The sequence below is a fragment of the Pseudomonas sp. NFACC39-1 genome (genome assembly GCF_900110355.1).
GTDB lineage: Bacteria > Pseudomonadota > Gammaproteobacteria > Pseudomonadales > Pseudomonadaceae > Aquipseudomonas > Aquipseudomonas tehranensis.
Genome location: NZ_FODL01000005.1, coordinates 297163 through 323260, shown reverse-complemented (window position 1 = coordinate 323260; position 26098 = coordinate 297163). Strand labels below are relative to the sequence as shown.

General features: G+C 60.8%; 20 protein-coding genes. 4 read left to right on the top strand and 16 right to left on the bottom strand.

The window, feature by feature from the left end:
- Positions 1-28 precede the first annotated feature (28 nt).
- A complete protein-coding gene (locus BMY45_RS13325; RefSeq protein WP_092398238.1) occupies positions 29-640 on the top strand; it encodes a Yip1 family protein in 612 nt (203 codons plus the stop codon).
- 23 nt (positions 641-663) lie between these two features.
- Here BMY45_RS13325 and ligD read toward each other — a convergent pair whose 3' ends face one another.
- The 4 genes from ligD to BMY45_RS13305 are packed head-to-tail and all read right to left on the bottom strand — an operon-like array spanning position 664 to position 6746.
- Positions 664-3219 (bottom strand): DNA ligase D, encoded by a 2556-nt coding sequence (ligD, locus tag BMY45_RS13320; RefSeq protein ID WP_092398236.1) that lies wholly within the window; start codon positions 3217-3219, stop codon positions 664-666.
- The gene (locus BMY45_RS13315) at positions 3216-4379 is read right to left on the bottom strand and encodes a carboxylate-amine ligase (RefSeq protein ID WP_092398234.1); all 1164 of its coding nucleotides are present in this window, start codon (positions 4377-4379) and stop codon (positions 3216-3218) included. Before BMY45_RS13315 ends, ligD begins: the two co-directional genes overlap by 4 nt.
- Positions 4351-5352 (bottom strand): methyltransferase, encoded by a 1002-nt coding sequence (locus tag BMY45_RS13310; RefSeq protein ID WP_092398232.1) that lies wholly within the window; start codon positions 5350-5352, stop codon positions 4351-4353. The genes BMY45_RS13315 and BMY45_RS13310 overlap by 29 nt, the downstream gene beginning before the upstream one ends.
- Positions 5353-5360: 8 nt before the next feature.
- On the bottom strand, positions 5361-6746 hold the full coding sequence (locus BMY45_RS13305) for an iron-containing redox enzyme family protein (RefSeq protein ID WP_092398230.1): 1386 nt from the start codon (positions 6744-6746) through the stop codon (positions 5361-5363).
- A gap of 219 nt (positions 6747-6965) precedes the next feature.
- Here BMY45_RS13305 and BMY45_RS13300 point away from each other — a divergent pair, with 219 nt between their 5' ends.
- Positions 6966-8303, top strand: coding sequence for a cation:proton antiporter (locus BMY45_RS13300; RefSeq protein ID WP_092398228.1), 1338 nt, complete (start codon positions 6966-6968; stop codon positions 8301-8303).
- Between the two features lie 4 nt (positions 8304-8307).
- Here the strand turns inward: BMY45_RS13300 and BMY45_RS13295 are convergent, their stop codons facing one another.
- Positions 8308-8844, bottom strand: a complete 537-nt coding sequence (locus BMY45_RS13295; RefSeq protein ID WP_092398225.1) for a hypothetical protein — start codon at positions 8842-8844, stop codon at positions 8308-8310.
- 156 nt (positions 8845-9000) lie between these two features.
- Between BMY45_RS13295 and BMY45_RS13290 the strand changes: the two genes are divergently transcribed.
- On the top strand, positions 9001-9231 hold the full coding sequence (locus BMY45_RS13290; RefSeq protein ID WP_092398223.1) for a hypothetical protein: 231 nt from the start codon (positions 9001-9003) through the stop codon (positions 9229-9231).
- A gap of 25 nt (positions 9232-9256) precedes the next feature.
- On the opposite strand, the gene BMY45_RS13285 is transcribed toward BMY45_RS13290, so the two are convergent.
- From BMY45_RS13285 to BMY45_RS13275, 3 genes are all read right to left on the bottom strand, one after another.
- The gene (locus BMY45_RS13285; protein ID WP_092398600.1) at positions 9257-11188 is read right to left on the bottom strand and encodes a hybrid sensor histidine kinase/response regulator; all 1932 of its coding nucleotides are present in this window, start codon (positions 11186-11188) and stop codon (positions 9257-9259) included.
- A gap of 110 nt (positions 11189-11298) precedes the next feature.
- Positions 11299-13620, bottom strand: coding sequence for an ATP-dependent DNA helicase (locus tag BMY45_RS13280; RefSeq protein WP_092398221.1), 2322 nt, complete (start codon positions 13618-13620; stop codon positions 11299-11301).
- On the bottom strand, positions 13617-15284 hold the full coding sequence (locus BMY45_RS13275) for a VRR-NUC domain-containing protein (RefSeq protein WP_092398219.1): 1668 nt from the start codon (positions 15282-15284) through the stop codon (positions 13617-13619). The genes BMY45_RS13280 and BMY45_RS13275 overlap by 4 nt, the downstream gene beginning before the upstream one ends.
- A 207-nt stretch (positions 15285-15491) precedes the next feature.
- Here BMY45_RS13275 and BMY45_RS13270 point away from each other — a divergent pair, with 207 nt between their 5' ends.
- Positions 15492-15716, top strand: coding sequence for a YgdI/YgdR family lipoprotein (locus tag BMY45_RS13270; RefSeq protein ID WP_092398217.1), 225 nt, complete (start codon positions 15492-15494; stop codon positions 15714-15716).
- 40 nt (positions 15717-15756) lie between these two features.
- Here the strand turns inward: BMY45_RS13270 and BMY45_RS13265 are convergent, their stop codons facing one another.
- The 8 genes from BMY45_RS13265 to BMY45_RS13230 all read right to left on the bottom strand — a co-directional run bounded on the left by BMY45_RS13265 (position 15757) and on the right by BMY45_RS13230 (position 25989).
- On the bottom strand, positions 15757-16149 hold the full coding sequence (locus BMY45_RS13265) for a hypothetical protein (protein ID WP_371913925.1): 393 nt from the start codon (positions 16147-16149) through the stop codon (positions 15757-15759).
- A gap of 76 nt (positions 16150-16225) precedes the next feature.
- The gene (locus BMY45_RS13260; protein WP_092398215.1) at positions 16226-18076 is read right to left on the bottom strand and encodes a polyurethane esterase; all 1851 of its coding nucleotides are present in this window, start codon (positions 18074-18076) and stop codon (positions 16226-16228) included.
- 115 nt (positions 18077-18191) lie between these two features.
- Positions 18192-19541, bottom strand: coding sequence for a TolC family outer membrane protein (locus tag BMY45_RS13255; protein WP_092398596.1), 1350 nt, complete (start codon positions 19539-19541; stop codon positions 18192-18194).
- 14 nt (positions 19542-19555) lie between these two features.
- Complete coding sequence (locus BMY45_RS13250) at positions 19556-20890, bottom strand: HlyD family type I secretion periplasmic adaptor subunit (RefSeq protein ID WP_092398213.1); 1335 nt, start codon at positions 20888-20890, stop codon at positions 19556-19558.
- Complete coding sequence (locus BMY45_RS13245) at positions 20887-22662, bottom strand: type I secretion system permease/ATPase (protein WP_092398211.1); 1776 nt, start codon at positions 22660-22662, stop codon at positions 20887-20889. The genes BMY45_RS13250 and BMY45_RS13245 overlap by 4 nt, the downstream gene beginning before the upstream one ends.
- A 133-nt stretch (positions 22663-22795) precedes the next feature.
- Entirely contained in the window at positions 22796-23233 is a 438-nt protein-coding gene (locus tag BMY45_RS13240) for an AprI/Inh family metalloprotease inhibitor (protein ID WP_092398209.1), read from the bottom strand.
- Positions 23234-23291: 58 nt separating this feature from the next.
- Complete coding sequence (locus tag BMY45_RS13235) at positions 23292-24749, bottom strand: serralysin family metalloprotease (RefSeq protein WP_092398207.1); 1458 nt, start codon at positions 24747-24749, stop codon at positions 23292-23294.
- A gap of 334 nt (positions 24750-25083) precedes the next feature.
- On the bottom strand, positions 25084-25989 hold the full coding sequence (locus tag BMY45_RS13230; RefSeq protein ID WP_092398205.1) for a LysR family transcriptional regulator: 906 nt from the start codon (positions 25987-25989) through the stop codon (positions 25084-25086).
- Positions 25990-26098 lie beyond the last annotated feature (109 nt).

The window sequence follows — 26098 nt, the reverse complement described above, 5'->3', positions numbered from 1 at the left end:
CAGAGGCTGTACTGATCAGGAGGTCGTCATGTCTGCCCCTTTCGTCAAACTGTTCACCCACCCCGAGTTTGCCTGGAAAGACATCCGCGAACAGGAACAAGCTCACCCGCGCCACTATCTGGCTCACCTGTTGTTGCTCGCCCTGATTCCCGTGGTGTGCCTGTTCATTGGGACCACCTGGACCGGCTGGAGCCTGGCTGAAAACGAAACGGTACGGCTCAGCACGGCCAGCGCCCTTCAACTGAGTGTGCTGCTGTACCTGACCATCGTGGCCGGCGTGATGCTCATGGGGCTGTTCATCCGCTGGATGTCGCGCACCTTCGATGCCCGCCCTACGGTCAACCAGTGCATTGGTTTTGCCGCCTACACCGCCACGCCCTACTTCCTGGCCGGGATCTTCGGGCTCTACCCCAACCGCTGGCTGGCGGTGATCGCGCTGGCAATGGCGTCGGCCTACTCGACCTTTTTGCTGTTTGTTGGCCTGCCCAAGTTCATGAACATCAAGAAGGAACAAGGTCTGTTGTACTCGGCCAGCGTATGGGGCGTAGGGCTGTTGGTGCTGGTGACCATCCTGGTGGAAATGATCCTGCTGTGGTTCAACGTCCTGCAGCCGGAATACCTGCGCGTTCCGGTGAGTTGACAGTCGGGAGGCACCGAACAAGATTACTTCTCGGTCTTTTTCATACCAATGCGTCGGCGCATGTCGGCGGTGATGCTTTGGCGGGTCTTCTTCAGGCCCGCCCACGGCTCGTGACCCACTTGTGCCAAACGCTCATGGACGTTGTGCACGTTCCACAGATTCGCGCCCTTGAGTTCGGCGACTTCCTCGCGAAAGATCGGCACCGACACCGGCAACCCTTCACGGGTTCGTGCGGCATAGGCGCAGATGGTGGTGGCGCCCAGGCCGTTACGCAGATAATCGATGAAGATCCGCCCTACCCGGTTCTTTGGCCCTGAGACCGCCGAGAAGCGATCCGGCAATAGCTTGGCCATGTGGCTGACAATCGCATGACTGAAGCCCTTGACCTCGTCCCAACCCAATTTGCGGGTCAAGGGCACGACAATGTGGATCCCCTTGCCGCCGCTGGTCTTGAGAAACGCCTTGAGCCCTAGTTCATCGAGTACCGACAAGGTCAGGTGCGTCGCTTCCACCATGCTTTTCCAAGGCAGGGCCGGATCCGGGTCAAGATCGAGCACAAAGCGATCAGGCTTGTCCAGGTTCACCGAAGTGGCATTCCAAGTGTGCAACTCCACCGTGCTCATTTGCACCGCGCCGATCAACGCTTCGGCATTGTTGATGATCATCACCGGCTGTCCGGTCAATGATTTGTCCAGGCTGGTGATGCCAGGAATCGCCAGGCGCTCGGCGTTTTTCTGGAAAAACAACTCACCGGCAATGCCATCCGGCGCCCTGACCAGTGCCACCGGGCGATCGGCCAATTCCGGCAGGATGAATTCGGCGACGCTGGCGTAGTACTCGGCCAGTTGCAGCTTGGTCGTGCCGCTGCTGGCGTCGATGACCCGTTCCGGGTGGGTAATACGCACCTTGCCGTCCATGGCCGGCGCCTTTTTCGCGGTCTTTTTCACGGGTTTGGCCAGCTCCTGGGTGATCGCCTTCGCCGGTTTATCGTTGCGCAAACCATGAAACACAGCATGGCGGACCGAGCCTTCCTTGGTCATCTCGGCAAACGCCACTTCAGCCAGCAACGTCGGCTCCAGCCAATGCACGCCTTTGGCGTCATATCCGGTGGGTGGGTTGACCACCGCAGCCTTTTTTCTTTCCAGGGGCAACAATTGCTGGTGAATGCTTGTGAGGGTTTGCTCGTTGAACCCTGTGCCGACCTTGCCGGCATAGCGCAATTGCCCGCTGTCGGCATCGTGCAGCCCCAGCAGCAAGGCGCCGAAGCCATTGCGGGCGCCCTTGGGCTCACTGAAACCGACGACGACGAACTCCTGGCGATTCTTGCACTTGAGCTTGATCCAATCGTTGCTGCGCCGGGAAACGTAGGCACTGCCCATGCGTTTGCCGATCAATCCTTCCATCTGCATTTGGCAAGCACTGTTGAGCAAGGCTTCAGGGGTTTCTTCGAAGGCATCGGAGAACCGCAACAACGGATTCTTGTTGCTCGCAAGCACCGCCGCCAACGCGGCCCGCCGCTCTTGCACGGGCACCTCGCGCAGATCCATGCCATTGAGGTAAGGCAGATCGAACAAGTAGTAGGCAATCTTGTTGCTGCTGCCGGCGTCGAAAGCGTTTTGCAGGGCCTGGAAGTCCGGGACGCCTTGGTCGTTGGCCACCACCATTTCGCCGTCCAGCCAGGCTGATTCCAGCCCCAATCCGGCCAGGGCCTCGGCCTGTTTGGGTAGCTTGTGGGTCCAGTCATGGCCGTTGCGGGTGATCAGCCTGACGTCGTCGTTTTCAATGCGGGCCATGACGCGGTAGCCGTCAAACTTGATTTCATAGAGCCATTCGCCGTCAGGCGCGCGTTCTACTAACGTAGCCAGTTGCGGTTTGAGTGACTTGGGCATTGGCCCGGCCACCGCGCCGCTGAGGGTGGTGGTCGAGGTTTTCCTAGACGGTTTTGCCGTGGTGGCTTTTTTCGGTTGCTGCACTGCCTTGACCTGGACGGCAGACTTGCCACGGCGCTTGGGTACAAGGGTACGCTCGCTGAGCACGCTGTCCGGCTCGGCCTGGACCACGTCGTACTCACTTTCGGGGCGTGCCGCTGCGTCCTGGTGCTTGATCAGGAACCACTGCTCCTGCTTGCCGGGCATGTGGGTGCGCACCAGGTTCCACAGACCGCTGAGTTTTTCCCCTTGCAACTCGAACTTGAGCCGGCCTTTTTCATAGGCCTCGTGGACATCGCCCTGGGGAATCCACACGCCCCGATCCCAGACAATGACGTCGCCGGCGCCATAGTGACCTTCGGGGATGCTGCCTTCGAAGGTCGCGTAATCGAGCGGATGGTCTTCAACATGCACCGCCAAGCGCTTGACCTTGGGGTCCAGGGACGGCCCCTTGGGCACCGCCCAGCTTTTGAGCGCACCGTCCAGCTCCAGCCGGAAATCATAATGCAGCCGTGAGGCGTCGTGCTTTTGAATACAGAACTGCAAGGCATGAGCGGTTTTCGCCGATTTACGTGAACGCTTGGCCGCCGGTTCCGGGGTGGCGGCGAAGTCACGCATCCGGTTGTAATCCTCCAGGGTCTTGCTGCTCATGGACCACCTGCCACTTGCAACAGCGACGGGTCGGCCACGGGCATCCCAGCGGTTTCGGCCAACAATTGATCGACCACCCTGCTCAAGGCGTGCTCGGTGGAGTCACCCAGCAGCAGCCCTTGTTCGTAGAGCACGATTTGCCGATCGGAACTGGAGCCTTCCTGGACGATACGCCGTGCCTGCTTGAACACATCCTCAACGCCCAGCGCGGCGGCCGTTTCGCCAAAGGTTTGCTCCGCTAGTGTGATCCACTCCCCGATCATCATCGGCTGCTCCTGCCCCTCCAGGATGAACTCGGCCAGGGTTCCATGACGCTTGGCCCGCCAGCGATTCTCCTTGAGGATCCAGTGGGAGGTCAGGCTGAAGTGCGCGCCGGGCGCAGGTTGTGCAATGGCATGAGCCACCATCAGGCGAAACAGCGAGGCCAGGCACAGGACATCTTCAACACGCGGACAGGCGTCGCAGATTCGCAGCTCCAGCGTGGGATAACGCGACGAAGGCCGCATCACCCACCAGCAATCGCTGGGCTGGCGAATGGATCCGGTGCGCATGAGCATGTCTACGTAGCCGGCAAACGCCGATTCGTCCTCGAAGAACTCCGGCACGCCCATGCGCGGCCATTCATCGCAAGCGACCTGACGGTAGCTGCTGAACCCGCTGTAGGCGCCGTTCCAGAAGGGCGACGAAGCACTCAGGGCCAGGAACATCGGCAACCAGGGCAGCACCTCATTCATGACCCGGACACGGTCCTTATTGGCCGGCACCTCTACGTGCACATGCAGGCCCGAGACCACGCTACGGCGGGCCACCCGCTGGTAATCGTCGAACAGTTGCTGAAAGTGCAGTTCGTCGGTGGGCTGCAGACCCTGGGTCGCCATGGGATGAGATCCTGCGCTGAGCAGGCCCAGGCCATGGGCGGCCAGGCACTGGGTCAGGCCTGTGCGCACCCGGGACAGATAATCGGCCGCCTCGGCCAGGTTGCGAAAAATAGGCGACGCCATCTCGATCTGACACTGGAACATTTCATGGGCGAAATGCTTGCCCAGTAGCGCCTGGCACGCCGCGACAACCTCTGTCGAGGGTTGATCCGGCATGCAACGGGTTTGCAGATCGGTGATGAAATACTCCTCTTCAATGCCGAACTTCAGTCGCCTGTTCATCGATAGTCCCTCCGATACCCGCGCCGATGCGGGTTACAACCAACGCCACCACGGCGATCCTTTCTACATCCTGGTAACCCGGGGTGAGCAGTTCTTCACCAAACACGTCCGGGTCCAATTCCTTGTAGGTCCAGCCGAAATCCGGCGAGTCGCGCCAAGGCTCAAGCGCCTCGAGAAACGGATCACGACCATCGACCATCGCCACACCGGTGTAGAGCACCAGCGAGCCACCGGGCGTCAGCCGTGGCAGGGCCTGTTCGACGATGCGCAGCGACAGCCCGGCGCCCAGTGCGCCACCGCCATGGCGGTAGGCCCGTTCACTGGGGTCGGCCATGTACGGCGGATTGGCGACGATCAGGTCGAAGTCGCCCTCCACATCCTGGAGCACATCGCTGCGGGCGATCTCAATGTTGGACACCTCGGCCAGCGCTGCGTTGACCGCGCTCAGGCGCAGGGCCATTGGATTGATGTCCACCGCCAGCACCTGTGCCTCGCGCCGGGCGCGGGCAATGACCAGCGCCCCGACACCGGCGCCACAGCCAATGTCCACGGCCCGATGTATTGCCGTGAAGTTCTGTTGCAGATAAGTATGGATCAGCTGGGCGAAACGATAGCTGTCGGGACCGAAAAACACCGCGTCGTTGGCTTGGGTGGGAAATTGCGAATGAGCGAACAACAGGCCGTCCAGGCTCGACCAGCGCACCCGGCTATGCAGCAGGCCGCCGCGCTCCTCCAGCACCTCGGCTTGCTGCAATTGACGCTGCTCATCGGCGCTGATCAGCCCCGGGGCAAACGGGCGCGACCAGCCGAACACGTCCCTCAGGGTCCTGGAGCGCTCATTACCAGGCCGCTGGTTGACGCGTTCGTGGGTCAGGGGTGTCGGGGTAATGAAGCGATAGCCGTCGGCTTGCAGGCGTCGGCCCAATTGCAACAGCGCCAGGTCGGTTTCTGATAGGCGTTCTTCCTGATTCATGCGGGCTCCTAGCGCAGCGCGGATTTGAGTTCGATGAAACGACGAGTCGCCAGCAGGCCGGCCGGATGGCTGTGGCAGCGTGCCGAAAGCCACGGCATCAGGGTCTGCATCTGCGCATCGGGCGCCTGGCCGCGCAGGGTCTGTTGCAGGCTCTGTACATCGGGATCCTCGGTCGGCGTCGGTGGTTCGCACGCGGCGCATTGGGTGCGGCGTGGGGCCTTTCGGGCGCCCCCTTTCAGCCAGTCACCGGCGATCCAGTCATGCAGCAACTGTTTTTCATAGGGGCTGAACACCCCGAACATGGCCGCGCCCGCCCCTTCGATCAGGGTCCAGAACCGGCTGTTCTGCGGATCTTCATGACGTTTTATCCAGCCCTTGTTTTGCATCGCCGTCAGGAACCCCTCCAGCTGTCCAGGTGCTGCCAGCCATTGATTGACGGTCTTGCCTTCGAACTTGCAGTAATCGGAATGCATGTGCTGGCCGAACGGGCGTTTGCGTTCGAGCATCTCCAGTACTTCGCGATACAGGTCGAATGACTCGATGATGGTTCGGCTGCCTTGGCCCAGATCATTGAGGCGATAACCCTGGGTGACCCGGCGCCAGAAGGCTTCGCGGTCCGCCTCCATCGGCATCAGTTGCAGCAGCGACTGGATGGCCTTGTGGGCATGACCGGTGCTCGCGTTGTCGATCGTGACGTGGAGGGTGAAGTAGTAAGGGTCGATGTCCAGTTCAGTCAGCTCATAAGCGCTGATCAACAGGTGCAAGGGCAATTGTTCGTAACCCAGGTTGTAACCGATCACTTCAGGCAGGTATTCATCGCCGGCATAGCCCAGGGCCAATTGCACGGCCCCTTGCAGGTAGCGCTCGTCTTCAATGTCGGGCGCGTCCGACAGGTCGTGTTCGGCGAGCAGCTTGCGATAGATCACCACATGGTTTTGCGAAGGATTGCCGTCTCCCAGCTCTTCCAGATAGGTGCACAGCAGCCCTTCAAAACGATGGTCGTGCCAATGCTTGAGCACGCCATACAACCACGCGCCATCCACCAGTTTGGTCGGCGCCACCGCCTGCAGGAAATACAAGGCGTGGGCCTTGCACGTGAAAAACTCTCGCGGACCGGCGTTCTTGCGCCGCTCTAGATACTCGGCGTACTGGCGGGCCACACCGGCGCTGTGTTGCTCGACCCAGGCTTGCAGGGCCGCGGGGTCGCCGGGCATTTCCAGGGGCAGCGTCGCGGCCTGCCCCAGGCATTGCTGGAGGAAGGCCTGGGCGACGGCCTGTTTGTCAGCATCGTCGGGGCCATTGAGCAGGCGCTCATAGCATTGGCGCACGTTCCCGGCATCCATGAATGAATGCACGGTGGCAGGCCGGGATTGGAGGGGTGTCAGCGCAGTCATAAGGGCCTCTTGGGTTCTCGGCAGGACGCTGAAGCAGCACGTCTCTTCTTTTGCAGAGCGCCGGGAATGACGAAAAATTCCCTTGGGGTGAAATGTGGCCGGACAAACGGGGCCGTACCGCTTCGATGGGAACCCCTGCTTCAGCGCAACGCTCGAATCACTGACAGGAGCCGAACATTGGCTCCCCTGTTTGACCTGTCCGCTATCCAAGGAGCAGCAATGATTTTTACGGTATGGGTAGCGGTGCTCGGCGCCGTATTGCTGACCTTGGCCCTGACGTCCTCCTACCTGCGCTGGATGCCGGTGACCACCTCGGCAATCTGCCTGGGTTTGGGCGTTGCCATCGGGCCGGCGGGCCTGGAGCTGTTGAGGCTGGACATTGCCGACTCCTCGGCCTGGATGGAACACCTCACGGAAGTCGCGGTGGTGTTTTCGTTGTTCGTCAGCGGCCTCAAGTTACGCTTGCCCCTCAAGGACCGAAGCTGGCGCGTGGCTTATACCCTGGCCGGGCCGGTGATGATCCTGACTATCGCGGGCCTGAGCCTGATACTGCATTACCTGTTCGGCCTCGGTTGGGGTGTGTCGGTGTTGATCGGGGCGATCCTGGCGCCGACTGACCCGGTGCTTGCCGCGCTGGTGCAGGTCAACGATGCCCGGGATGACGATCAGGTGCGGTTTGGCCTGTCGGGGGAAGCCGGTTTGAACGACGGCACGGCCTTCCCCTTTGTGATTCTGGGTTTGTTGTTGCTGAACGAGGACGGCTTAGGTTTTCTCGGCGACTGGATGCTGCAGGATGTGCTGTGGGCGGTGCCGGTCGGTTTGCTCACCGGTTACTGGATGGGCCGGGGTATCGGCTGGTTGACCCTGTCAATGCGCATCAAGAACGCCGACAGCACGCTCTCGCCCAACGATTACCTGGCCCTGGCACTGATTGCCCTGGCCTATGTCGTGGCCGAAGCCCTCCAGGGTTATGGTTTTCTTTCGGTGTTCGCCGCCGGCCTGGGCCTGCGCCAGGCCGAGGTGCAATCGACGGATGAACACTCACTTCCGGCCGAACACCTGGTGCAACCGGTCGTGGGGCACGAAGCGGCCACCCCCCGGGACGCGGTCCGGGGTGACGCCGAGACGCTGGAAGAGGGTCAGGTGGCCGCCGGGGTCATGATGAGCGACATGCTCGCCTTCGGCAGTCTGGTGGAGCGTTCCATGGAAGTGTTTTTGGTGACGCTGTTGGGGGTGGTGCTTGCCACTCATTGGGACTGGCGGGCGCTGGTCATCGGCGGCCTGCTGTTTGCCGTGATTCGCCCGTTGAGCTTGTGGGTGTTGCCATGGGGGCGGTTGCTGGACAGGCCGCAACGGCTGCTGATTGGCTGGTTCGGCATACGCGGCATCGGCAGTCTGTTTTATCTGTTCTATGCGGTGAACCATGATTTACAGCCAGAGATGGTCCAGCTGTGCATCGATATCACGCTGTCGGTGGTGGCCCTGAGCATTCTGGTCCATGGCCTGAGCACCCAACCCATACTGGCCTGGTATGAGCGCCACAAAAAATCGAGTTGAGGCTTCAGCCGCCTGGATCACTCACCTGGATATAGATCGAGTACACCCCAAGCAACACCCAGAACGTGGCAAAGATCCATGGCGTACGCACCGAAAACAACAACGACTTGCGATAGCCCTTGTGGGTCGATTCCTGTTCGCTGAACAGCGGGGACTCATCGTAGGCCAAGCCCATCAATGGCTCTGCACGCAGCAACTCGCTTTGCTTGAAATGCCAATGGTCAATGATCTCGTAAGCGGCGCGAATTCCTGGCCAGGCGTTGAGCGAGCTCAGGAAGCCCAGCAGCGCCAGGAACGGCGGCACGATCAAGGTGAACAACTTGCCCCACTCCGGGTTCAGGTTGGCCATGCATGAGGCAAAGGCGATCACCAGGAAGGACTGGGCAGCCAGGTAGGCATCGGTTCGATTGGCCAGGATGCTGGTTTCGTACTGGATCTCCCGACGATAGAAATCCAGGCGTTCCTTGGGCGAGCCGAACAGCTTGGCATTGTGTTCCGTCAGTTCTTCATCCGGGGTATGGCTGGTGAGTATTCTGGGCATTGCGCAGGCTGCGCCTCGGGCGTGGGTTTGGGACTTGTTAGAAGAAATGAGCGACAGGCAAGTTCCGACCACCGGACCAGAGGTGCGACCCGGGTTCAACGAAACACTTACCGATCGTCACGGTCTCTAAATCACCAAATGCTTAAGGAGGGATCTGTGGACTATCTTGGATGGGTGCAATGGCCGGCGATGGTGGTAACGGTGCTGGCCGCCTGGCTGATCGGCTCACGTCAGCCCCGACGGCGGGTGGCCGGGTTCAGTTGCTTTATCGCGAGCAATATCCTGTGGGTCATCTGGGGGCTGCATTCAGACGCCTACGCGCTGATCGTGCTGCAATTCTGCCTGTGTGCGATGAATCTGCGCGGGTTCAAGAAAAATACCGAATGAACCTGTGGCAGGTGCATGCCTGAGGCTACTTCATCGCCTGCCCAATGACCCGCACCAGATCGATCTGCTTGAACGGTTTGGTCAGCCGCGGCAATTGCGTGGCGAACCCCTCCAGACGCTCGGCGTAACCGGTGGCCAGGATGATGGGCAGGGTCGGATGCCGGTCACGCAACAGTTTCGCCAGCTGCGCACCGTCCATCTGCGGCATGGCCATGTCGGTGATCACCAGATCGATGTCCGGGTTGAGCTCGAACATCTGCAGCGCCTGAGCCGCTGATGGGGCGCAAAGCACCCGGTGGCCCAGATCTTCGATCAGCAACCGGGTGCTGGTCAGCACCAGGCTGTCATCATCCACGACCAACACCCGTAGCTCGTTCACCGGCTGTGTGGTCGTGGCCTGGGACGGCGCCTTGCCTGGCGCCGAACTGTCAGCCACTGGCAACCACAGCTCAGCGGTAGTGCCTTCACCTTTGCGGCTCTTGAGCATCAGGCGGCCACCCAATTGCTCGGCCAGGCCGTGCACCATGGACAAGCCCAGGCCCGTGCCCTTGCCGACGCCCTTGGTGGTGAAGAACGGGTCCACAGCCGAAGCCAGCGTGGCCTCGTCCATGCCTTCGCCCTCGTCGGTGATGGACAGGCAAATGTATTGCCCTGGCGCCATCGGCGTGTCCTTTCCGGCCTCGGTGCCTGAGCGTTCCCGGGCGGTGATCAGTATCCGCCCACCATGTGGCATGGCATCCCGAGCGTTCGTCGCCAGATTCAGGATGGCCAGTTCCAGTTGGTTGACATCGGCCAGCACCGGCGAAAGCGCTTGGGCAAAGTCGGTCTGGATGTGTATCGAAGGGCCGATGGAGCTTTGCAGCAAACCACTGATGCCCTGCACCAGCGCCGACAGTTCCACCGATTCGGAGGACAGTTTCTGTCTGCGGGCAAATGCCAGCATGCGTTGCGTCAGCGAAACACCGCGAAGCGCGCCCTGGCTGGCGTTATCCAGCAATTGCATGAGCTTGGGGTCGCTGGGCATGCGTTTGCGCACAATTTCCAGGTTGCCGAGGATCACCGTCAGCAGGTTATTGAAGTCATGGGCGATGCCACCGGTGAGCTGGCCGATGGCTTGCAGTTTCTGGGACTGGAACAGCGCTTCGCGTGCCTGCTCCAAGGCTTGCTGCGCTCGCGTGGCATCGGTGATGTCGCGGGTGATCTTGGCAAAACCCAGCAGTGTCCCCGTGTCGCTGCGGATCGCATCAATGACCACATGCGCCATGAACCGCGTGCCATCCTTGCGTAACCGCCAGCCCCTTTTTTCGAAGCGCCCTTCATTGGCGGCGATGCTCAAAGCTCGTTGTGGCTCACCGGCCTGGCGGTCCTCAGGGGTATAGAACATCGAAAAATGCCGGCCGATGGCTTCCGCCGGAAGATAACCCTTGATCCGTTGCGCACCCAGGTTCCAGTTGGTCACCTGGCCGTCAGGGTCGAGCATATAGATGGCGTAATCGGTGACACTTTGCACCAGCAGGCGAAACTGCTGTTCGCTTTGCTTGAGGGTTTCCTCGGCCATCTTGCGATCGGTCAGGTCGCGGGTGATCTTGGCAAAGCCCAGCAAGTTGCCGCTCTGGCTATCGATGATCGGGTCAATGACGACATGGGACCAGAACAAACTTCCGTCCTTGCGCACCCGCCAGCCCTCGCCTTCGAAACGGCCCTCGCGCAAGGCCGTGTCCAGCGCCCGTTGCGGAAGACCGTCTGCCCGATCCTGGTCAGTGTAGAAGCGTGAGAAGTGTTGGCCAAGGATCTCGGATTCCTCGTAGCCCTTGAAACGCCTGGCACCGGAGTTCCAACTGGTGATGATACCGGAGGGGTCGGTCATGTAGATGGCGTAGTCGACCACGGCGTCGATGAGCAGGCGAAAACGCTGTTCCTGATTGATGAGTGCGGTCTTGGGGGCGTCTTCGAGCATTTTTTTGGCCAAGGCATCCAGAAGGATTTTTTGCGAAGTATGGAGCAAGTGCGGCATCGGAAATAGTGATTAGATCCGTGGGAATCAGCAGCTTGGTCGCGATATGAGATTCACCACAGATCCCCTGTGGGAGCAAGCTCACTCCCACAGCAGTTGTGCTGCTCTTGACTAACTGACCACCAGCGCGGCAACAAGTGCTGCACCCTCGCCTCAGCAAATCGATCGTCGATCAACATCACCACCCCTCGATCCTGCTGCGTACGAATGACACGACCCGCAGCCTGCACCACTTTTTGCAGGCCGGGATACAGGTAGGTGTAATCGTAGCCATCGCCGAAAATAGCCGCCATGCGCAGCTTCATCTGCTCGTTGACCGGGTTGAACTGCGCCAGCCCCAGGGTCGCGATGAACGCACCGATCAGGCGGGAGCCAGGTAAATCGATGCCCTCCCCGAACGCACCGCCCAACACCGCAAACCCAATCCCCTGGCTGTGTTCCATGAATCGTTCAAGGAACGCCTGCCGGGGTGCTTCGCCCATGCCGCGTGATTGCGACCAGGTGGCAATCTGCGGATGCCGCTCGGCAAACAGTCCGGCCACTTGCTGCAAGTAGTCAAAACTGCTGAAGAAGGCCAGGTAATTGCCCGGGCGCTCGCTGAACTGGCGGGCCATCAACGCGACGATAGGTTCCAGGGACGCCTGGCGATGGGCAAACCGGGTCGAGATCCGGCTGACAACCTGTACATCAAGCTGTTGCGCCTGGAATGGCGACTCCACGTCGATCCACACAGTGTCCGCCGGGACGCCCAACAAGTCAGCATAATAGTGCCGGGGGCTCAGGGTGGCGGAAAACAGCACGCTGCTGCGGGCGGCGGTCAGCCTGGGTCGCAGAAAAGCGGCCGGCACTACATTACGCAGGCACAGGGTCGATGCGCTTCGCTGTCGGCCATATTCACGCTTGTGTATGTCGAACAGAAAGTGCTCATCAAAGGACTCCGCCACCCGGGCAAACTGCAAGGCATCGAAGTAAAACGCCTGTAAACCGCTATCCAGTCCCTGGGGATGGTCATTGAGGTAATCGCTGATAGCCGTGGTGCACAGCGACAGGGCCTGGAGCAGTTTCTCCGGTGGTTTTTCATACGCCTGATAGACCGCAACCTGGGGCTCATGCAGCGCGTTCCACTGGCGATTGACCCGCTGTAGGGCTTTCTTCAACGTCTCGGGTGCGGTTTTGCGCACTGCTGCCAAGACGGACTGATCGAGGGTCGCGCTGTACATCTGCCGTCCCCGCTCCACCAGATTGTGGGCTTCGTCCACCAGGGTCGCGACGGTCCAGCCATTGGCCTGGGCCAGACCAAAGAGCAAGGCGCTGAAGTCAAAGTAATAGTTGTAGTCAGCGACCACCACGTCTGCCCAGCGGGCCATTTCCTGGCTCAGGTAGTACGGGCAGATATCATGGGCCAGAGCAATATCGCGCAACGCCGCCTGATCGAGCAGCGTGACCTGGCCCGCCGCCGCACGGGCGTGCGGCAGTCGATCATAGAACCCGCGGGCCAACGGGCAGGCTTCGCCATGGCAGGCCTTGTCCGGGTGCTCACAGGCTTTGTCCCGAGCGATCATCTCCAGCACCCGCAACGGCATCGACGGTGCGCTTTGGGTAATCACTCGGGCCGCATCCAGCGCCAGTTTGCGTCCTGGGGTCTTGGCCGTGAGGAAGAACACCTTGTCCAGTCGTTGAGGCGCCAATGCCTTGAGCATCGGAAACAAGGTGCCCACGGTTTTGCCAATGCCGGTGGGCGCCTGGGCCATCAGGCAGCGGCCGGTGCTGATGGCCTTGAACACCGACTCAGCCAGGTGTCGTTGCCCGGTCCTGAAGCCAGCGTGAGGAAATGCCAGCGTCTGAGCGCCGAGGTTGCGCGCCTGTCGGTGAGCCATCTCCTGTTCGGCCCAAGCGAGGAACAGCGCGCACTGTTGTTCAAAGAAAACCTCAAGCTGCGCCGCTTCAAAGCTTTGCGTCAGGCAGGTTTCCTTTTCGCTGACGATGTCGAAGTAGACCAGCGCCACGTCGATCCGCGGCAATTGCAACTTCTGGCACATCAGCCAACCGTAGATTTTTGCCTGGGCCCAATGCAGCTGGCGATGATTGGCCGGTTGCTTGTCCAGGTCGCCCCGGTAGGTCTTCACTTCTTCGATGCGATTGCAGGCCGGGTCGTAGCCATCTGCCCGGCCTTTGATCTGTAGCGTCTGGTAGCGGCCCTCCAGGCTCACTTCGGCCTGGTAACCCTCGCTACGCCGCGAGGCCACGGTACGGTGGCCGACGATCCCTTCCATGGCCGTGGGCGACGGTGTGAAGCGCAGGTCCAGGTCGCCGGTCTTGGCGGTGAACTCGCACAGTGCCCGAACGGCGATGCTGTAGCCCGGCGCCTGGGTCATGCGCCCTGCTCCGCCCACTGCACATAGCAGACGGCGACGGGCATCTGGTGTTCGTGACAGAACTCCAGCCAGCGCAGTTGATTGTCTTGCAGGCGGTCGCCGGGGCCTTTGACTTCGATCATGCGGTAGGTCTTGTGCTGCGGCCAGAACTGGATCAGGTCCGGCATGCCGGCGCGGTTGGCCTTGATATCCAGCAGCAGGCGGCTGAACCAGTGCTTGAGGTGTTCAGCAGGCAGGCAGTCGAGGGCCTGATGGAGCAACTCTTCGGACAGTGCACCCCAAAACACGAAAGGCGACTGCACGCCCCACTTTTCTGTGTAACGACGGACAATGGTGTCCCGGTAGCGTCCATCGTCGAGCTGCGCGAAACAGGCCGCGAACAGCTCGGCGCGTCGCTCGTGAAAGTCCTCGTTGAGCAGGTCCACCGGCCCGCGCTGGAAGGGGTGAAAAAACGCTCCCGGCAACGGCGCAAAAATCACCGGCCAGCACAGCAGGCCAAACAGCGAGTTGATCAGGCTGTTCTCCACGTAATGCACCGGCGCGGTTTCATCGTGCAGATGGGCCTGAACGTGATACTCCACCGACAAGGCCGGATCGACACGCGGCAGGTGCAGGTCCAACCGCTCGACCTTGCGCGCCATGGTGCGCGGCACCGGGGGGCCGCCCAGCTTGCGCCGCAGCCGGGGCAGGATTCTGAGCAGGGCCTGGGTTTCGGCGGCGCTTTGCGGCGCTAGTGCCGCCGCCTGCGCCCATTCCAGGGCCGGGGCGTATTCACCGATGCGCTCCATCACCCGGATCATCCGCAGCCGTGCGCCGGAGTAGCTGCAATCCTGATAAATGCGCAAGGCCAAGGTGAAATCGCCGATGCGCTCCGCGTGCTGGCCGATCTGAAACAGCAGCTTGCCCCGGCGTCGCTCCAGCCAGGGGTTGTCCAGGCTCAGGGCATGGATTTGGGCAACGATCTCTTCAAGAGGCTCGCCGGCTTCGAAACGCTGCTGACATTCGTGGAGGAAGAGGCAGGCATCGACATCCTGGCGGCTGCGCAGGCCACGGGACTGGGCACTGAACTCAACGGTTTCATAGGTGAAGATACCCAGATCCGCCAGCACGAACTCCGACCAATCCTGATAGAGATTGCCAAAAAACAGCAACCGCAGGTGGTCGCAGAGGTTCATGATCGTCAGGCTGAAGAGTCGGTCTTCCAGCAGCGGGCACCAGGTGCAAAAAGGCTGTGGTTGATCGAAATGGCCCTGCAAGGATTCGAGCCACTGGCCCTTTTTCGCCTTGGGGTGTTCGATCAGGTGACCCAGGCACAGGATGATTTCCTGTTTGCGCAACACCTCAAACAGCTCGACAAGCCCGAGAGGCGCCTGATCCTCGACCCAGCCCAGCGCCAACAAAGGTTCGACGGCGCTGCCAATATCACCGATCTCAGGGTACTGCAGCTTGCTATGGCGAAAATGCCGCCCCTTGCGCATCACCATGCGCACCAACAACCCCTGGGATGCACGGGGCAAGGTGGCGAAATCGTCGATGAAGCGTTGCTCCTCGACGCTGAGCACATCGGCATAGCGCGCTGCCAACCAGGCGAGCACTTGCTCAAAGTTGTTCAGATAGTAGAAGGGGTCATCGAGAGGGTTATTTGTCACGGAAAGAAGTGCCATGCCTGCCGGAATACTGGTTATGCGTACAGATATCAGCTGCGGCGGGCCCAAGCAACTGCAAAAGATGAGCGGTCGCCCGCGTTCAGGAGGAAAAACCTGCTCCGACGATGAACTTTCCTACGGCAAGCGAGACCAATGGCGGTTAACTACAGTGATGGCACGGTCTAATCAACTGAACTGCGCCTTTTTGATTGAGAGGTTACGGATATGAACATCAGGATTCTGGGTCTGCCCCTGGTCGCCGCTGCGTTGCTGGCTTTGGCCGGCTGCTCATCACCAACTGTGGTGACCTTGCAGAACGGTACCCAGTATTTGACCAAGGATGCCCCCAACACCCGTACCGCTGACGGCTTCTATGAGTTCGAAGACATTTCCGGCAGAAAAGTGCGGGTCCGCGCCGATGAAGTGGCGACGGTGCGTAAGGAAGACTGAGTTTATTCCAGCCCTCTGTCCGCAGAGGGCCTGTTTGAAATCAGCGGATAGGATCCAGGCTCATCTCCAGCGCCAAGCCGCCCTCGTCACAACTGATCTTCGCGCCTTTTCGTCGCAACGACCGTTCCTGCATTCGCAGGCAGTGCTCGTATTCCAGTTGAGTGGAACGATCAATGCTGATATTCCCGGTCATGTCGGGTCTCTTCGCTTCATCAACGCCTACCGAAACCCATGACTTGGGCGTCTGTATCTCAAAGCGAGGCAGGTACGAAGGCGCATCGAACGGTTTGCCTCGTTCGGCGGCGGGCAATTGCTCGGGCGTGATGCCATAGCGGGTCAGAATCGATTGATCCGGCAACTCGGCCAAGGCGCCAGCCGAGGCCAAGGCCAAGGCCCCCATCAGGCCGATGATGGGGCTTTTCTTGCTGCTCACTGCTTCACTTCTCCTCAAATCAATTACTGTGGCGAGGGAAATCCCCTCGCCACAGGCTACTCAAAACGATCCTGAATCAGGCAAATACAATGTCGCCTCCCACCTGGCCGGGGTTGACCCCCACCAGGGTCACCGAACTGTCACCGACCTCTAGCAGCGTGTCACCGCCGACCTGAGACAGGTGCTGGCGGTAGTCGTAACCTGCCCCGGCGCCCTGCACGCCCAGGAACACCAGTTTGTCGCCGGCATCATACCCACTGATCAGATCGTGGCCGAACGCGCCATTGAAAAGGAATGTGTCAGCGCCACCGCCCGATTGCAGCCGATCATTGCCCGAGCCGCCAACAAAGGTGTCGTTACCCGTACCGCCCAGTAGCACATCGTTGCCGTCATGCCCGAACAGCCAGTCCCCCGATGATCGCGCGGTCAACATATCGTCAGCCGAGGTGCCGGTGGTCGACGATGCATACGCCGTGAGCTCGCTGCCCGCCACCAGGCCGTTGGCCGTGACACTGTGGCTCACCTCGTCCTTGACCAGCCCCCAGAACAAACCGGGTTCTTTGCTGACGAGCGTATCGATGTCGCGGGTCATGCTGATTGCACCCTGGGCATCGCGCACGTACAAGGTCCCGGCGCCGTCCTGGACGAAGCTTGCATCCTTCACCGAGGACTGCAGTTGCAGAGTATTGCTGCCCTGCCCGCCCAGTATCACGTTGTACCCACCAGCGTCGCGAAAGGTGTCATTGCCGGCGCGGCCCTCCAGATAGTCATTGCCCTGTCCGCCCTGGATCAGATCATCACGGTCAGTGCCGATGATAAACGTGCTGCCGGTGTGGGTTTCGGCGTTGCGATTGAGGTCCTGGACCCACGTATTGCTGCGTGCGGGATCCGACAGGTTGGCGACGATGATCGTGGAGTCTTTCTCGGTGAGGTCGTAGAACGCCGAATCGAGGATCCGGCCCATGCCATCGCCGTAACCGGTGGGCAGGTGGGATATCCAGGTGGGGATGTTGAGGATGGAAAACGGCAACACGTTCCAGGCCGCCGAGGCATAGTGGTCGTTGAAGCTGACGATGTTGTTGGTGGCTGACGCCTGCGGAGCATCATGTACGCCCACCGATGCGGGGGTGAACGTGGAGCCGTCCAGTGCCCGGAACACCGGGTCATTTTCATAACCGATGTTCAGTACCTTGTCGGTGCTGCTTTGGGTGGGTGAGGCGTAAGCGATGTAATTGGCGCTGCTGTAGAACCCCGACCATTGGCTAGTGCTCAAGTCCGCCAGGCTGTTGACCGCCAGCCCACCGAGGCTGTGGCCACTGACCAGCACGTCCTGGCCCGTCAAGCCGTGGGCCTGGGCAAACGCAGCGACGTCCCCGAGCAAGTTGCCGAATGCTTGGCCGACGTAGTTTTTCGCGTAGTCCTGGGGGCCGAAAGCCGCCATCAGATCGCTGATGACGTCGCCAATGGAGTCGCTGATCAGAGTCTCCCGTGGGCCGCTGGTGCCACGAAACGACACTCCGATTTGTGTCAGTTGCCCATCGTCGTCGTACTTGCCGAGAATTTCCACCTGCGCGGTGGTGTAGCCGGCCTTCTCACCAAAAAACGTTCCCCGGTCATCCACCTTGCCGGTGTAGCCCAGTTGCGATGCGCTGATCGGGGTCCAGCCGGCCTCTTGCACCGCCTCCAGGGCGAGCTGTTCCGAGTCGGGATTCCACGGCACGCCGGGGATCACCCCTTGCGAATCGGTGCTGCCCAGCAGCGCCGTCACCAGCGTGGCGGGCAGCCCCGCACCGAAGCCGTTCTGCTGGTAGCCGGCGGCAAAGCCGTGGTCCAGATTGTGGTAGGAATACAGCATGATCGCCATTGCATCGCTGACCAGCGCCTTGGACTCGGTGGTGCCGAGGTTTTTATAGTCGTAGATACCCATCGTGATGACCTCTTTTTTTGTTGTTGGAAAGGTTGCTGATAGCGGCGAAGCTCTTGTGGGTGGGCTGCTTCGCAACCCAGCGGGGATAAATCCCCTCGCCACACAGCACTGCCAGTCATTGGGTCAGCGCCGGCGGCACAAACGCCTCATCCACCTGGGCCAGGTCTTGCGCGCCCAAGGTGCCGGCGTAGTAGTGCAACTTTGTCCAGGCCATGAGGTAGTCATAACGGGCCTGGGCCAGGTCGCGTCGGGTGGTGTAGAGCTGTTCTTCGGCGTTCAGGGCATCGAGGTTGACCCGTTCGCCGCCGAGGATGCTTTGCCGGGTCGATACCACTAACGCCTCGGCGGCGCTGAGAGCTTTGCGGTATGCCCGCAGCTTGTTCACCCCCGACATGCAGGCGCTGAACTGTCGGCGCAGCTCGATCAGGGTTTCCCGGGTTTTGGCGTCCAGTTCATATTCGGCCCGCTCCATGTTGCGGCTGGCCTGACGGGTCGACGCCGAGACCCCGCCACCGGCGTACAGCGGCACGCTGATCTCAAGTCCAATGGTGTTGGTGTCGTAGCGCTGGTTGTAGGTGTTACCGCTTTCCGACTCGTTCTGGCGCATCGTCGCGTAGGCGCTGACCTTGGGCAGGTGTCCGGCGCGGTTGCGTTCGACTTCGTAGCGCGCCACGTCCACGGCCTGGCGCTGGGATGCCAGGGTCGGGTTGTTGCTCACGGCCAGTTCGTGCCATGTCTGGAAGCTGGCCGGTTGCAAGGCAAAGGTCTGGAACGTTTCGCTCAGGGGCGCCAGGTCGCCGATGTTCAGGGTCGGGACGCCAATCAGCGAGCCCAGTTCGCGCAAGGAAGCGTCCTGCTCGTTGCGAGCCTCGATCTCTTCGGCAATCGCCAACTCATAGCGCGACTCGGCTTCAAGGATGTCGGTGCGCGTACCTTCGCCTTGGGCAAACAGGTGCTCGTTCTGATGAAACTGTTGTTCGAAAGCTTTTTTCCTGGCCTGGGCAATGTCGATCTGATCCTGGGCGAACAACGCCTGGGTGTAGGCGCTCAACACCCGCACTAGCAACTCCTGGCTCTTGCCACGAAAGTTTTCGTCGGCAAACAGCGCCTGGGCCACGCCTTTGCGGTAGGCGGCGTAGGCCTCGTAGTCCAACAGCGGTTGTTGCAGGGTCAGGCTGGAGCCATAGCTGCTGTAGTTGCGGTCGTCATGCTGGCTGGCGCCGCGCTCGTTGAGGTAGGTGACCTTGGACTGGTTGCGGCCCTTGTTGTAGCTGTAGCCCAGGTGCGGCAGCAGCCCGGCGCGGCCAATGGTGCGGTTCTCCAGGCCGGCATCGCGCTCCTTGATCGCGCCCAGGTAGACCGGGTCATTGCGCAGGGCTTGTTCATAGAACTCGAATGGCCCCATGGCCCAGGCATTGTTGCAGATAACCGCCGCCAGCGCGGCGAGCCAATAACGTCCCTTCATACCCCCGAACATCCTCATTCTTCGGTCAACGCGGAGCCGGCTCGGTCGAGCAGCGGTTTGAACAGGTAGTTCATGAGCGAGCGCTCACCCGTGCGCACGAACATTTGCGCCGGCATTCCGGGCTTGATCACCAGCCCGTTGAGTTTTTCCATCGCCACTTCGCTGACGCTGCTGCGCAGGATGTAATACGGCTCAGCGGTTCTTTCATCAATCATCTGGTCGGCGGAAATCAGGCTGACCTGCCCCGGGACTCTCGGCGTGCGGTTCTGGTTGAAGGCGGTGAAGAGGATGTCCACTGGCAAATGGGTGCCCACCTTGTCGATCAGGTTGACCGGCAGGCGCCCTTCCACTTCCAGGCGCGTGTCTTGGGGCACGATTTCCAGCAAGGTATCGCCCTGACGGACCACGGCGCCTTCGGTGTGTACGCCCAGGTTCACGGCGATGCCGTCGGCGGTGGCGAGGATCTCGCTGTGTTGCAGCTCAAACGCGGCAGACTTGAGTTGCTGTTGCAGGGTTTCGCGCTTGAGTTGCGCCTCGGCCAACTGACTGCGAACCTCCTTCTGGTATTCCTCATTGTGTTGTTCAAGCGTGAGGCGGGACTCGACGATGCCCTGCTCCACCCGGCCGCTTTCGCCACTGTTCTGCGCCAGTTCCTGCTGCACTTGCGACAGTTGCCGTTGATAATCCAGCAGACGGTTGCGCGGGATGTAGCCGTTGTCCGCCAACGGTTGCAGGTTGCTGAGCTGCTGGCGCAGGGACTGGGCCTGGGCATTGAGGTCATTGCGAGCCCGGCGCATGCCCGCCAGTTGCGCCGTGGCGCCTTCGATATTGGCGCGCAACGCGGCCTGCTCCCGGGCCACCGCTTCGCGGCGGCTGCTGAACAACTGCCGCTGGCCTTCGAGCACCAGCGCCAGGCGCGGATCGGGGTCGTGGCTCAGTTCAGCCGCAAAGCTGACCTGTGGGAGGTTGTCCCGCTCGCTTTGCCAGCGTGCCAGGCTGGCCCAGGCCATGCGGTACTGGGCTTGCAGCGATTGCACATCGGCCGCAGCCTGAGTCTGGTCCAGTTGGAACAGCGGTTGGCCCTGCCTCACTGCCTCGCCTTCACGCACCAGGATCCGGCTGATCACGCCGCTGCTCATCGATTGCACGGCCTTGCGCTTGCCGGACACCACCACGGTGCCTTGCACCGCAATACCTTGGTCCAGCGGCGCCAGGCTGGCCCAGGTGAAAAAACTGCCGGCACCAATGATCGCCAGTGCCCATCCCAGGCGGGTGAAGAAACGGGCATCGCGCTCGGGATGTTCGAGGTCTTGAGAGTGTTGCAGATTCATGTCGCGATCCTTGCTCATGCGCCGCTGGGTTTGCTGGCCGCCGAGTACTGGCGACTCATGCTCAGCCCGTTGGGGGCTGCCTGGGGTTTGTCGCGTTGCGATTGCGGTTGGCCGGACAAAGCCCGCAGCACCTCCTGACTTGGACCGAACGCTTGTAGGTGGCCTTCATTGAGCACCAGCAGCTTGTCGGCCTGAGCCAGCGCCGAGGAGCGATGGGTCACCAGCACGACCGTGGTGCCCTGGGCTTTCATCTGCGCGATGGCGCCGGCCAGTGCCGCTTCACCGACTGTGTCGAGATTGGAGTTGGGTTCATCGAGCACCACCAGGCTCGGTTGGTCATACATTGCCCGGGCCAGGGCGACGCGCTGTTTCTGGCCACCGGACAAACCGCTGCCATCCTCTCCCAGCACGGTGTCGTAGCCTTGAGGCATGCGCAGGATCAGTTCATGCACACCAGCCTGTTGTGCGGCCGCGACGACCTTTTCCGGATCGGCCTGGCGAAAACGGGCAATGTTTTCGGCAATGCTGCCGCTGAACAACTCAATGTCTTGGGGCAGATAGCCAATGTGCGGGCCGAGCTGGTCGCGATTCCAGCGATGGATGTCGGCCCCGTCGAGCCGCACTGTGCCTGCGAAGGTCGGCCATACCCCCACCAACACGCGGGCCAGGGTGGATTTGCCGGACCCCGACGCGCCCAGCACCCCGAGCACTTCCCCGGCGTCCAGGCTGAAACCGAGCTGATGCAGCGTCGCGTTGCGCCGCCCCGGTGGGCCGGCGCTGACCTGTTCAAAGCTCACCTGGCCCTTGGGCGCCGGCAATTTCATCGCCTCGTCCTGCTGCGGATAAGCCTGCAACAGCGCGTCGAGACGGCGATAGGCCAGTTTGGCCCCGCTCCACTGCTTCCACACGGCGATCAACTGGTCGATGGGGCTTAGCACCCGACCCATCAGGATTGAGCCGGCAATCATCATTCCAGCGGTCATGTCGCCCCTGATCACCAACAGCGCCCCCAACCCCAGTACCAGCGATTGCAGACACAGGCGCAGAGTCTTGCTCAGGGAGCTGATCACCGCGCCGGTATCACTGGCCTGGTTTTGCAGGCCGAGAAAGCGCGAATGCACGGCAAACCAGCGCCCGCGCAATGCGCCGAGCATGCCCATGGCCTGGATAGTCTCGGCGTTGTGCAAGTGGCTGGTCGCCAGTTGGCTGGACTGTTGCGAGTAAACACTGGCCTGCCCCAGCGGCTTTTTAGTCATGGCTTCGTTGAGACAGGCCAGGCCGATGAGCAGCAAGGTGCCAACGCTGGCGAACACGCCCAACCAGACGTTGAACAGGTAGATCACCAGCAAATACACGGGAAACCACGGGGCGTCGAAGAATGCGAACAGCGCAGGTCCGGTGACGAACTGGCGGATGTGGGTAAGGTCACCCAGCGACTGCCCGGCGTTGCCCTCGCCCTGGCACAGGTTGCGCTCGAACGCGGCCTTGTACACCTGAAGGTTCAAGCGTCTTTCCAGCTGGCTGCCGATACGGATAACAATGAAGCTGCGCAGCATTTCCAGCAGCCCGATAAATACGAAGAAGCCCACCACCATCAACGACAACATCCACAGCGTGGTTTCGTTTTGTGATGACAGGCCCCGGTCATACACTTGGAGCATATAAATCGAAGGCGCCAACATCAGGACATTAATCAGTGCGGTAAAACAACCGACGCTGATCAGAATACTTTTATAGTCGCCCAGCGCTCTAAACAGCGGCACCGTCGCAGCGCGCCTTGTCATGTTCATGTAGATATCCTTGCTGTTGGCTTTGCCAGGTTATTCAACTTGCCAATCTTTAAATGATTTACATCGGGCCGCGGCGCGGTGTGCGCCTGTTTCAACAGGCGCGCCTGGGGCATTGGCACACTGTACCAACGTGTTAAGGAATGGTTGGGGGTGGACTCCGTTCGAGCGTCACTACCTGACCTGATTTCAAGGTAACTTGATAGCGTTGCTCTTGACGCAGTTGCAAGTGAATCCGGCTGTTCTGTTTGCCAATCAGTGAAAGGCCGTCTGGCTCGGTGAACCAATGGACCGGCTCATCGCCCAGCCACTGTCCCAGGCAGGCGGTTTGCCCGACCAGGGTTTGATCTGCCCGAAGCTCGACAAGGCAGATGCTGGACGGCGCGTCTTGGGACGATGGGGGCTGCGCAGGCTCCTGCGGCCCCGACAGAACAGCCTGCCACTGGCCGGCCAACTGCGAAGGTTCTGCTAACAACAGGCTGCGCGCCATGGCGACTTCTCCGGTAAACATCATCAGCGTAGCGAGTAACCAGGCACCTGCCTGGACACCTCGGGGCTTAGGGCTTTTGCACATAGGTTCAATCCTGAAGGATCCCGCAAGAGCGCTGGCCGCTCCCACGGGATCGAGGACATCAGGCCACGATATCCGAGACAGCCGCCTGGCCGACGGTACTGACCAGGAAGTCAGCCACGCCGTGCCCGGAGAAGTCCACCGACAGCAGGCTGTTGCCACCTGATGTCGACAGCACCGCATCACCCGCCGCACCGGTGAATGCGTTCACAAAGTGCAGGCCCGCGCCTTTGGTGATGGCGGTCAGGTCGATCTTGTCCAGGCCGCTGACGAAATCGAGGATCTGATCGACCGCACCTGGCCGTGAGTCAGAACTGGCGGCGAACACGAAGGTGTCCGAGCCCGAACCGCCCCACAGTTTGTCGGCACCGCCGGCGCCCCAAAGGATGTCGTTGCCGGCACCGCCCTTGAGTTCGTTGGCCACGGAGTTGCCGATCAGCAAGTCACTGCCCGAGCCGCCAATGGCATTCTCGACAGTCACACCCTGAGCGATGGAAACGTTACCCACCATGCCGCCTACGTCGGAAAACGAGGCGCCATTGAGGTTGATTTTCTGGTTTTGTGTGAAGCCTGAAAAATCCAGGGTGTCGCGGCCACCGGCGTCCCATACCGAGAACACGACTTTGTCCGAAGACGAGGATGCGCTGTAGAAGTCGCGACCGGTGTTGGAGTTGAAGCCGTAGGTCGAGTCGCCGGTCCGGGTGCTGGTGTTGGCACCGTAGAGCTTCTGAATGGCCGCAATGTCATCCATCAGCGGGCCCGAGGCATAGGCTTCGACGCCGCCCTTGCTGAAGTCCTGGCTGGTGTTGGTTTCACTCCAGTAACTCATGAGGCTGTAGCCTCGGGTGTCCTGAGCATAGGTGGCGTCATCGTAGGTCGGGCTGCCTTCACCGGCGTTATAGTCGCCAGGATGCGCCAGGCCCAGGCTGTGACCGATTTCATGGGTCAGGGTCTGACGGCCATAGTTGTTCAGTTCCGGGTTCTTGTTCTGGGTGTAGCGGCTGTTGATCAGGTACCAGGAAGTCCCGTCATAACCGGCGCCCGTGCCCGGTAAATAGGCAAATGCCGCCGCGCCATCCTGGCCGCTGCTGTAGTTGCCGAAGGTCATGTGGCCGTCGCCACCGCTGGCCCTTTCAGTGAACGTGACATTGGCCACGTCCGCCCAGGACTGCATGGCCAGGACCGCCTGGCCTTTCTGCTGGGCGCTGAACTGGCTGAAACCGCTGATGCCGTGCTTGTTCATGGTGCTTGAGGAGGCAGAGGTCAGGAACGTGTAGGTCAGCTCGATCTTGCCGCTGGCGTCCCGGTCCTGGTAGGCCGCACCGTCGCGCAGCAACTGGTTGGCCGCTTCGTCCACGGAGTACGAGGGTTTGCCGTTGACGGTCAGGTTGCCGCCACGATCGTATTGGTGGCTGAAACTATTGATCTGATTGAATGCACTGCTGGCCGCCGCCAGTGACTGTGGCGCCCAGAGCAGTTGCTCAGCAGAATCAATAGCGCTGTTTTTGACTTTCGACATAAACACACTTCCTTGTTTGCAATGGAACAGTTTTTGTCAGATAGAACAATCTCTGGCGAGAGCGTCCTATCACTCGCCCAATTGAGGACGCAAGAAAACTGACACAATTGGAAATCAAACGTCCAGCGAATTTTTTTGACCCTTTGACGCACTCACGCCTTCAACAACGGCAAAAGATACACGGCGCCCCGTTAGCACAGGTATTTCGCGGAAGACATTAAAGATTGTAGGACAAGATTCTATTTAAATATTAAATGAGGTTAACCACCTATTTGCCAATCACGTCGCACTTCTAGCAACTAAGTGCCAGCGAAACGCTACTAACTAATGGCGGCTAAATCTCTACGGTTTTGCCTGAACACACTTCCCGCAGACAACCGCGAAACCAGCGGTGCACAGGATCGGCATCCATTCGGGGGTGCCAAAGCATGGAAATCGTGAATGTCGGCAGCGCAAACGGCAACGCAAAGCTGTGCATGCCGACGCGCAGGCGGGTGGTATAGCGTTCAGGGACGCTGGCGATCAGGTCGCTGGACCGGGCAAGGCCCAGCGCAGTGGAGAAGCCTGGGACGGTGATCGCGATCTGCCGTGTCAGGTTCAATGACCGCAAGGCCTGGTCGATGACGCTGTGGTCCAGACCCCGCAAGGAAACGCCGATGTGCCCGCCTGCCGCATAACCGGCGGTACACACCTCGGCCCGACTCAGCGGGTGACCCGTGCGCACCACGCCAATGAGGCGATCAGTGAACAACGCCTGGGTTCGTAGCTCCGGGCTGGTGTCCTTGTCCACGACCGCCGTTTCCAGGTCCACGCTGCCCTCTCGCAGCGCCGTACTGTCCTTGTCGGCCTTGTCCAGGAAATGCAGGCGTACACCGGGCGCCTGTTCGCTGATATGGGCAATCAAGTCGATGGCGAAGTTTTCAACGAACCCTTCCCGGGTGCGCAGGGTGAAGGTGCGGCTCAGTCGGCGCAGATCCGGCACCCGGGACGGCCGCAGTGCCGCTTGGGCATCCTGCACCAACTGGCTGACCTGCTCGCGCAATGCCAATGCGCGGGGTGTGGGCACCAGGCCGCGCCCGGCCCGCACCAGCAGAGGATCACCCGTGGTTTCGCGCAACCGCGCCAGCGCCCGGCTCATGGCCGAAGGGCTGAGTCGCAGTCGCCGAGCGGCGCGGGCCACGCTGCCTTCCGACAGCAAGACATCGAGAGTAATCAGCAGATTGAGGTCGGGTGTGGACATGGCGCAGCCCTGGGTTGGAATAGGTGGCGCTGCATGCAGCTATAAAGTGCAATCCGTGCGTCTTCCGCCATGTTATGCCCAGGCGTAACGTTCTGACAGCTCCATTTTT

Excerpts from the sequence above, each read along its gene's own strand:
- BMY45_RS13325 (WP_092398238.1), top strand. The coding sequence starts at position 29 with ATGTCTGCCCCTTTCGTCAAACTGTTCACCCACCCCGAGTTTGCCTGG.
- ligD (WP_092398236.1), bottom strand. The coding sequence starts at position 3,219 with ATGAGCAGCAAGACCCTGGAGGATTACAACCGGATGCGTGACTTCGCC.
- BMY45_RS13315 (WP_092398234.1), bottom strand. The coding sequence starts at position 4,379 with ATGAACAGGCGACTGAAGTTCGGCATTGAAGAGGAGTATTTCATCACC.
- BMY45_RS13310 (WP_092398232.1), bottom strand. The coding sequence starts at position 5,352 with ATGAATCAGGAAGAACGCCTATCAGAAACCGACCTGGCGCTGTTGCAA.
- BMY45_RS13305 (WP_092398230.1), bottom strand. The coding sequence starts at position 6,746 with ATGACTGCGCTGACACCCCTCCAATCCCGGCCTGCCACCGTGCATTCA.
- BMY45_RS13300 (WP_092398228.1), top strand. The coding sequence starts at position 6,966 with ATGATTTTTACGGTATGGGTAGCGGTGCTCGGCGCCGTATTGCTGACC.
- BMY45_RS13295 (WP_092398225.1), bottom strand. The coding sequence starts at position 8,844 with ATGCCCAGAATACTCACCAGCCATACCCCGGATGAAGAACTGACGGAA.
- BMY45_RS13285 (WP_092398600.1), bottom strand. The coding sequence starts at position 11,188 with ATGCTCGAAGACGCCCCCAAGACCGCACTCATCAATCAGGAACAGCGT.
- BMY45_RS13280 (WP_092398221.1), bottom strand. The coding sequence starts at position 13,620 with ATGACCCAGGCGCCGGGCTACAGCATCGCCGTTCGGGCACTGTGCGAG.
- BMY45_RS13275 (WP_092398219.1), bottom strand. The coding sequence starts at position 15,284 with ATGGCACTTCTTTCCGTGACAAATAACCCTCTCGATGACCCCTTCTAC.
- BMY45_RS13270 (WP_092398217.1), top strand. The coding sequence starts at position 15,492 with ATGAACATCAGGATTCTGGGTCTGCCCCTGGTCGCCGCTGCGTTGCTG.
- BMY45_RS13260 (WP_092398215.1), bottom strand. The coding sequence starts at position 18,076 with ATGGGTATCTACGACTATAAAAACCTCGGCACCACCGAGTCCAAGGCG.
- BMY45_RS13255 (WP_092398596.1), bottom strand. The coding sequence starts at position 19,541 with ATGAAGGGACGTTATTGGCTCGCCGCGCTGGCGGCGGTTATCTGCAAC.
- BMY45_RS13250 (WP_092398213.1), bottom strand. The coding sequence starts at position 20,890 with ATGAGCAAGGATCGCGACATGAATCTGCAACACTCTCAAGACCTCGAA.
- BMY45_RS13245 (WP_092398211.1), bottom strand. The coding sequence starts at position 22,662 with ATGAACATGACAAGGCGCGCTGCGACGGTGCCGCTGTTTAGAGCGCTG.
- BMY45_RS13240 (WP_092398209.1), bottom strand. The coding sequence starts at position 23,233 with ATGTGCAAAAGCCCTAAGCCCCGAGGTGTCCAGGCAGGTGCCTGGTTA.
- BMY45_RS13235 (WP_092398207.1), bottom strand. The coding sequence starts at position 24,749 with ATGTCGAAAGTCAAAAACAGCGCTATTGATTCTGCTGAGCAACTGCTC.
- BMY45_RS13230 (WP_092398205.1), bottom strand. The coding sequence starts at position 25,989 with ATGTCCACACCCGACCTCAATCTGCTGATTACTCTCGATGTCTTGCTG.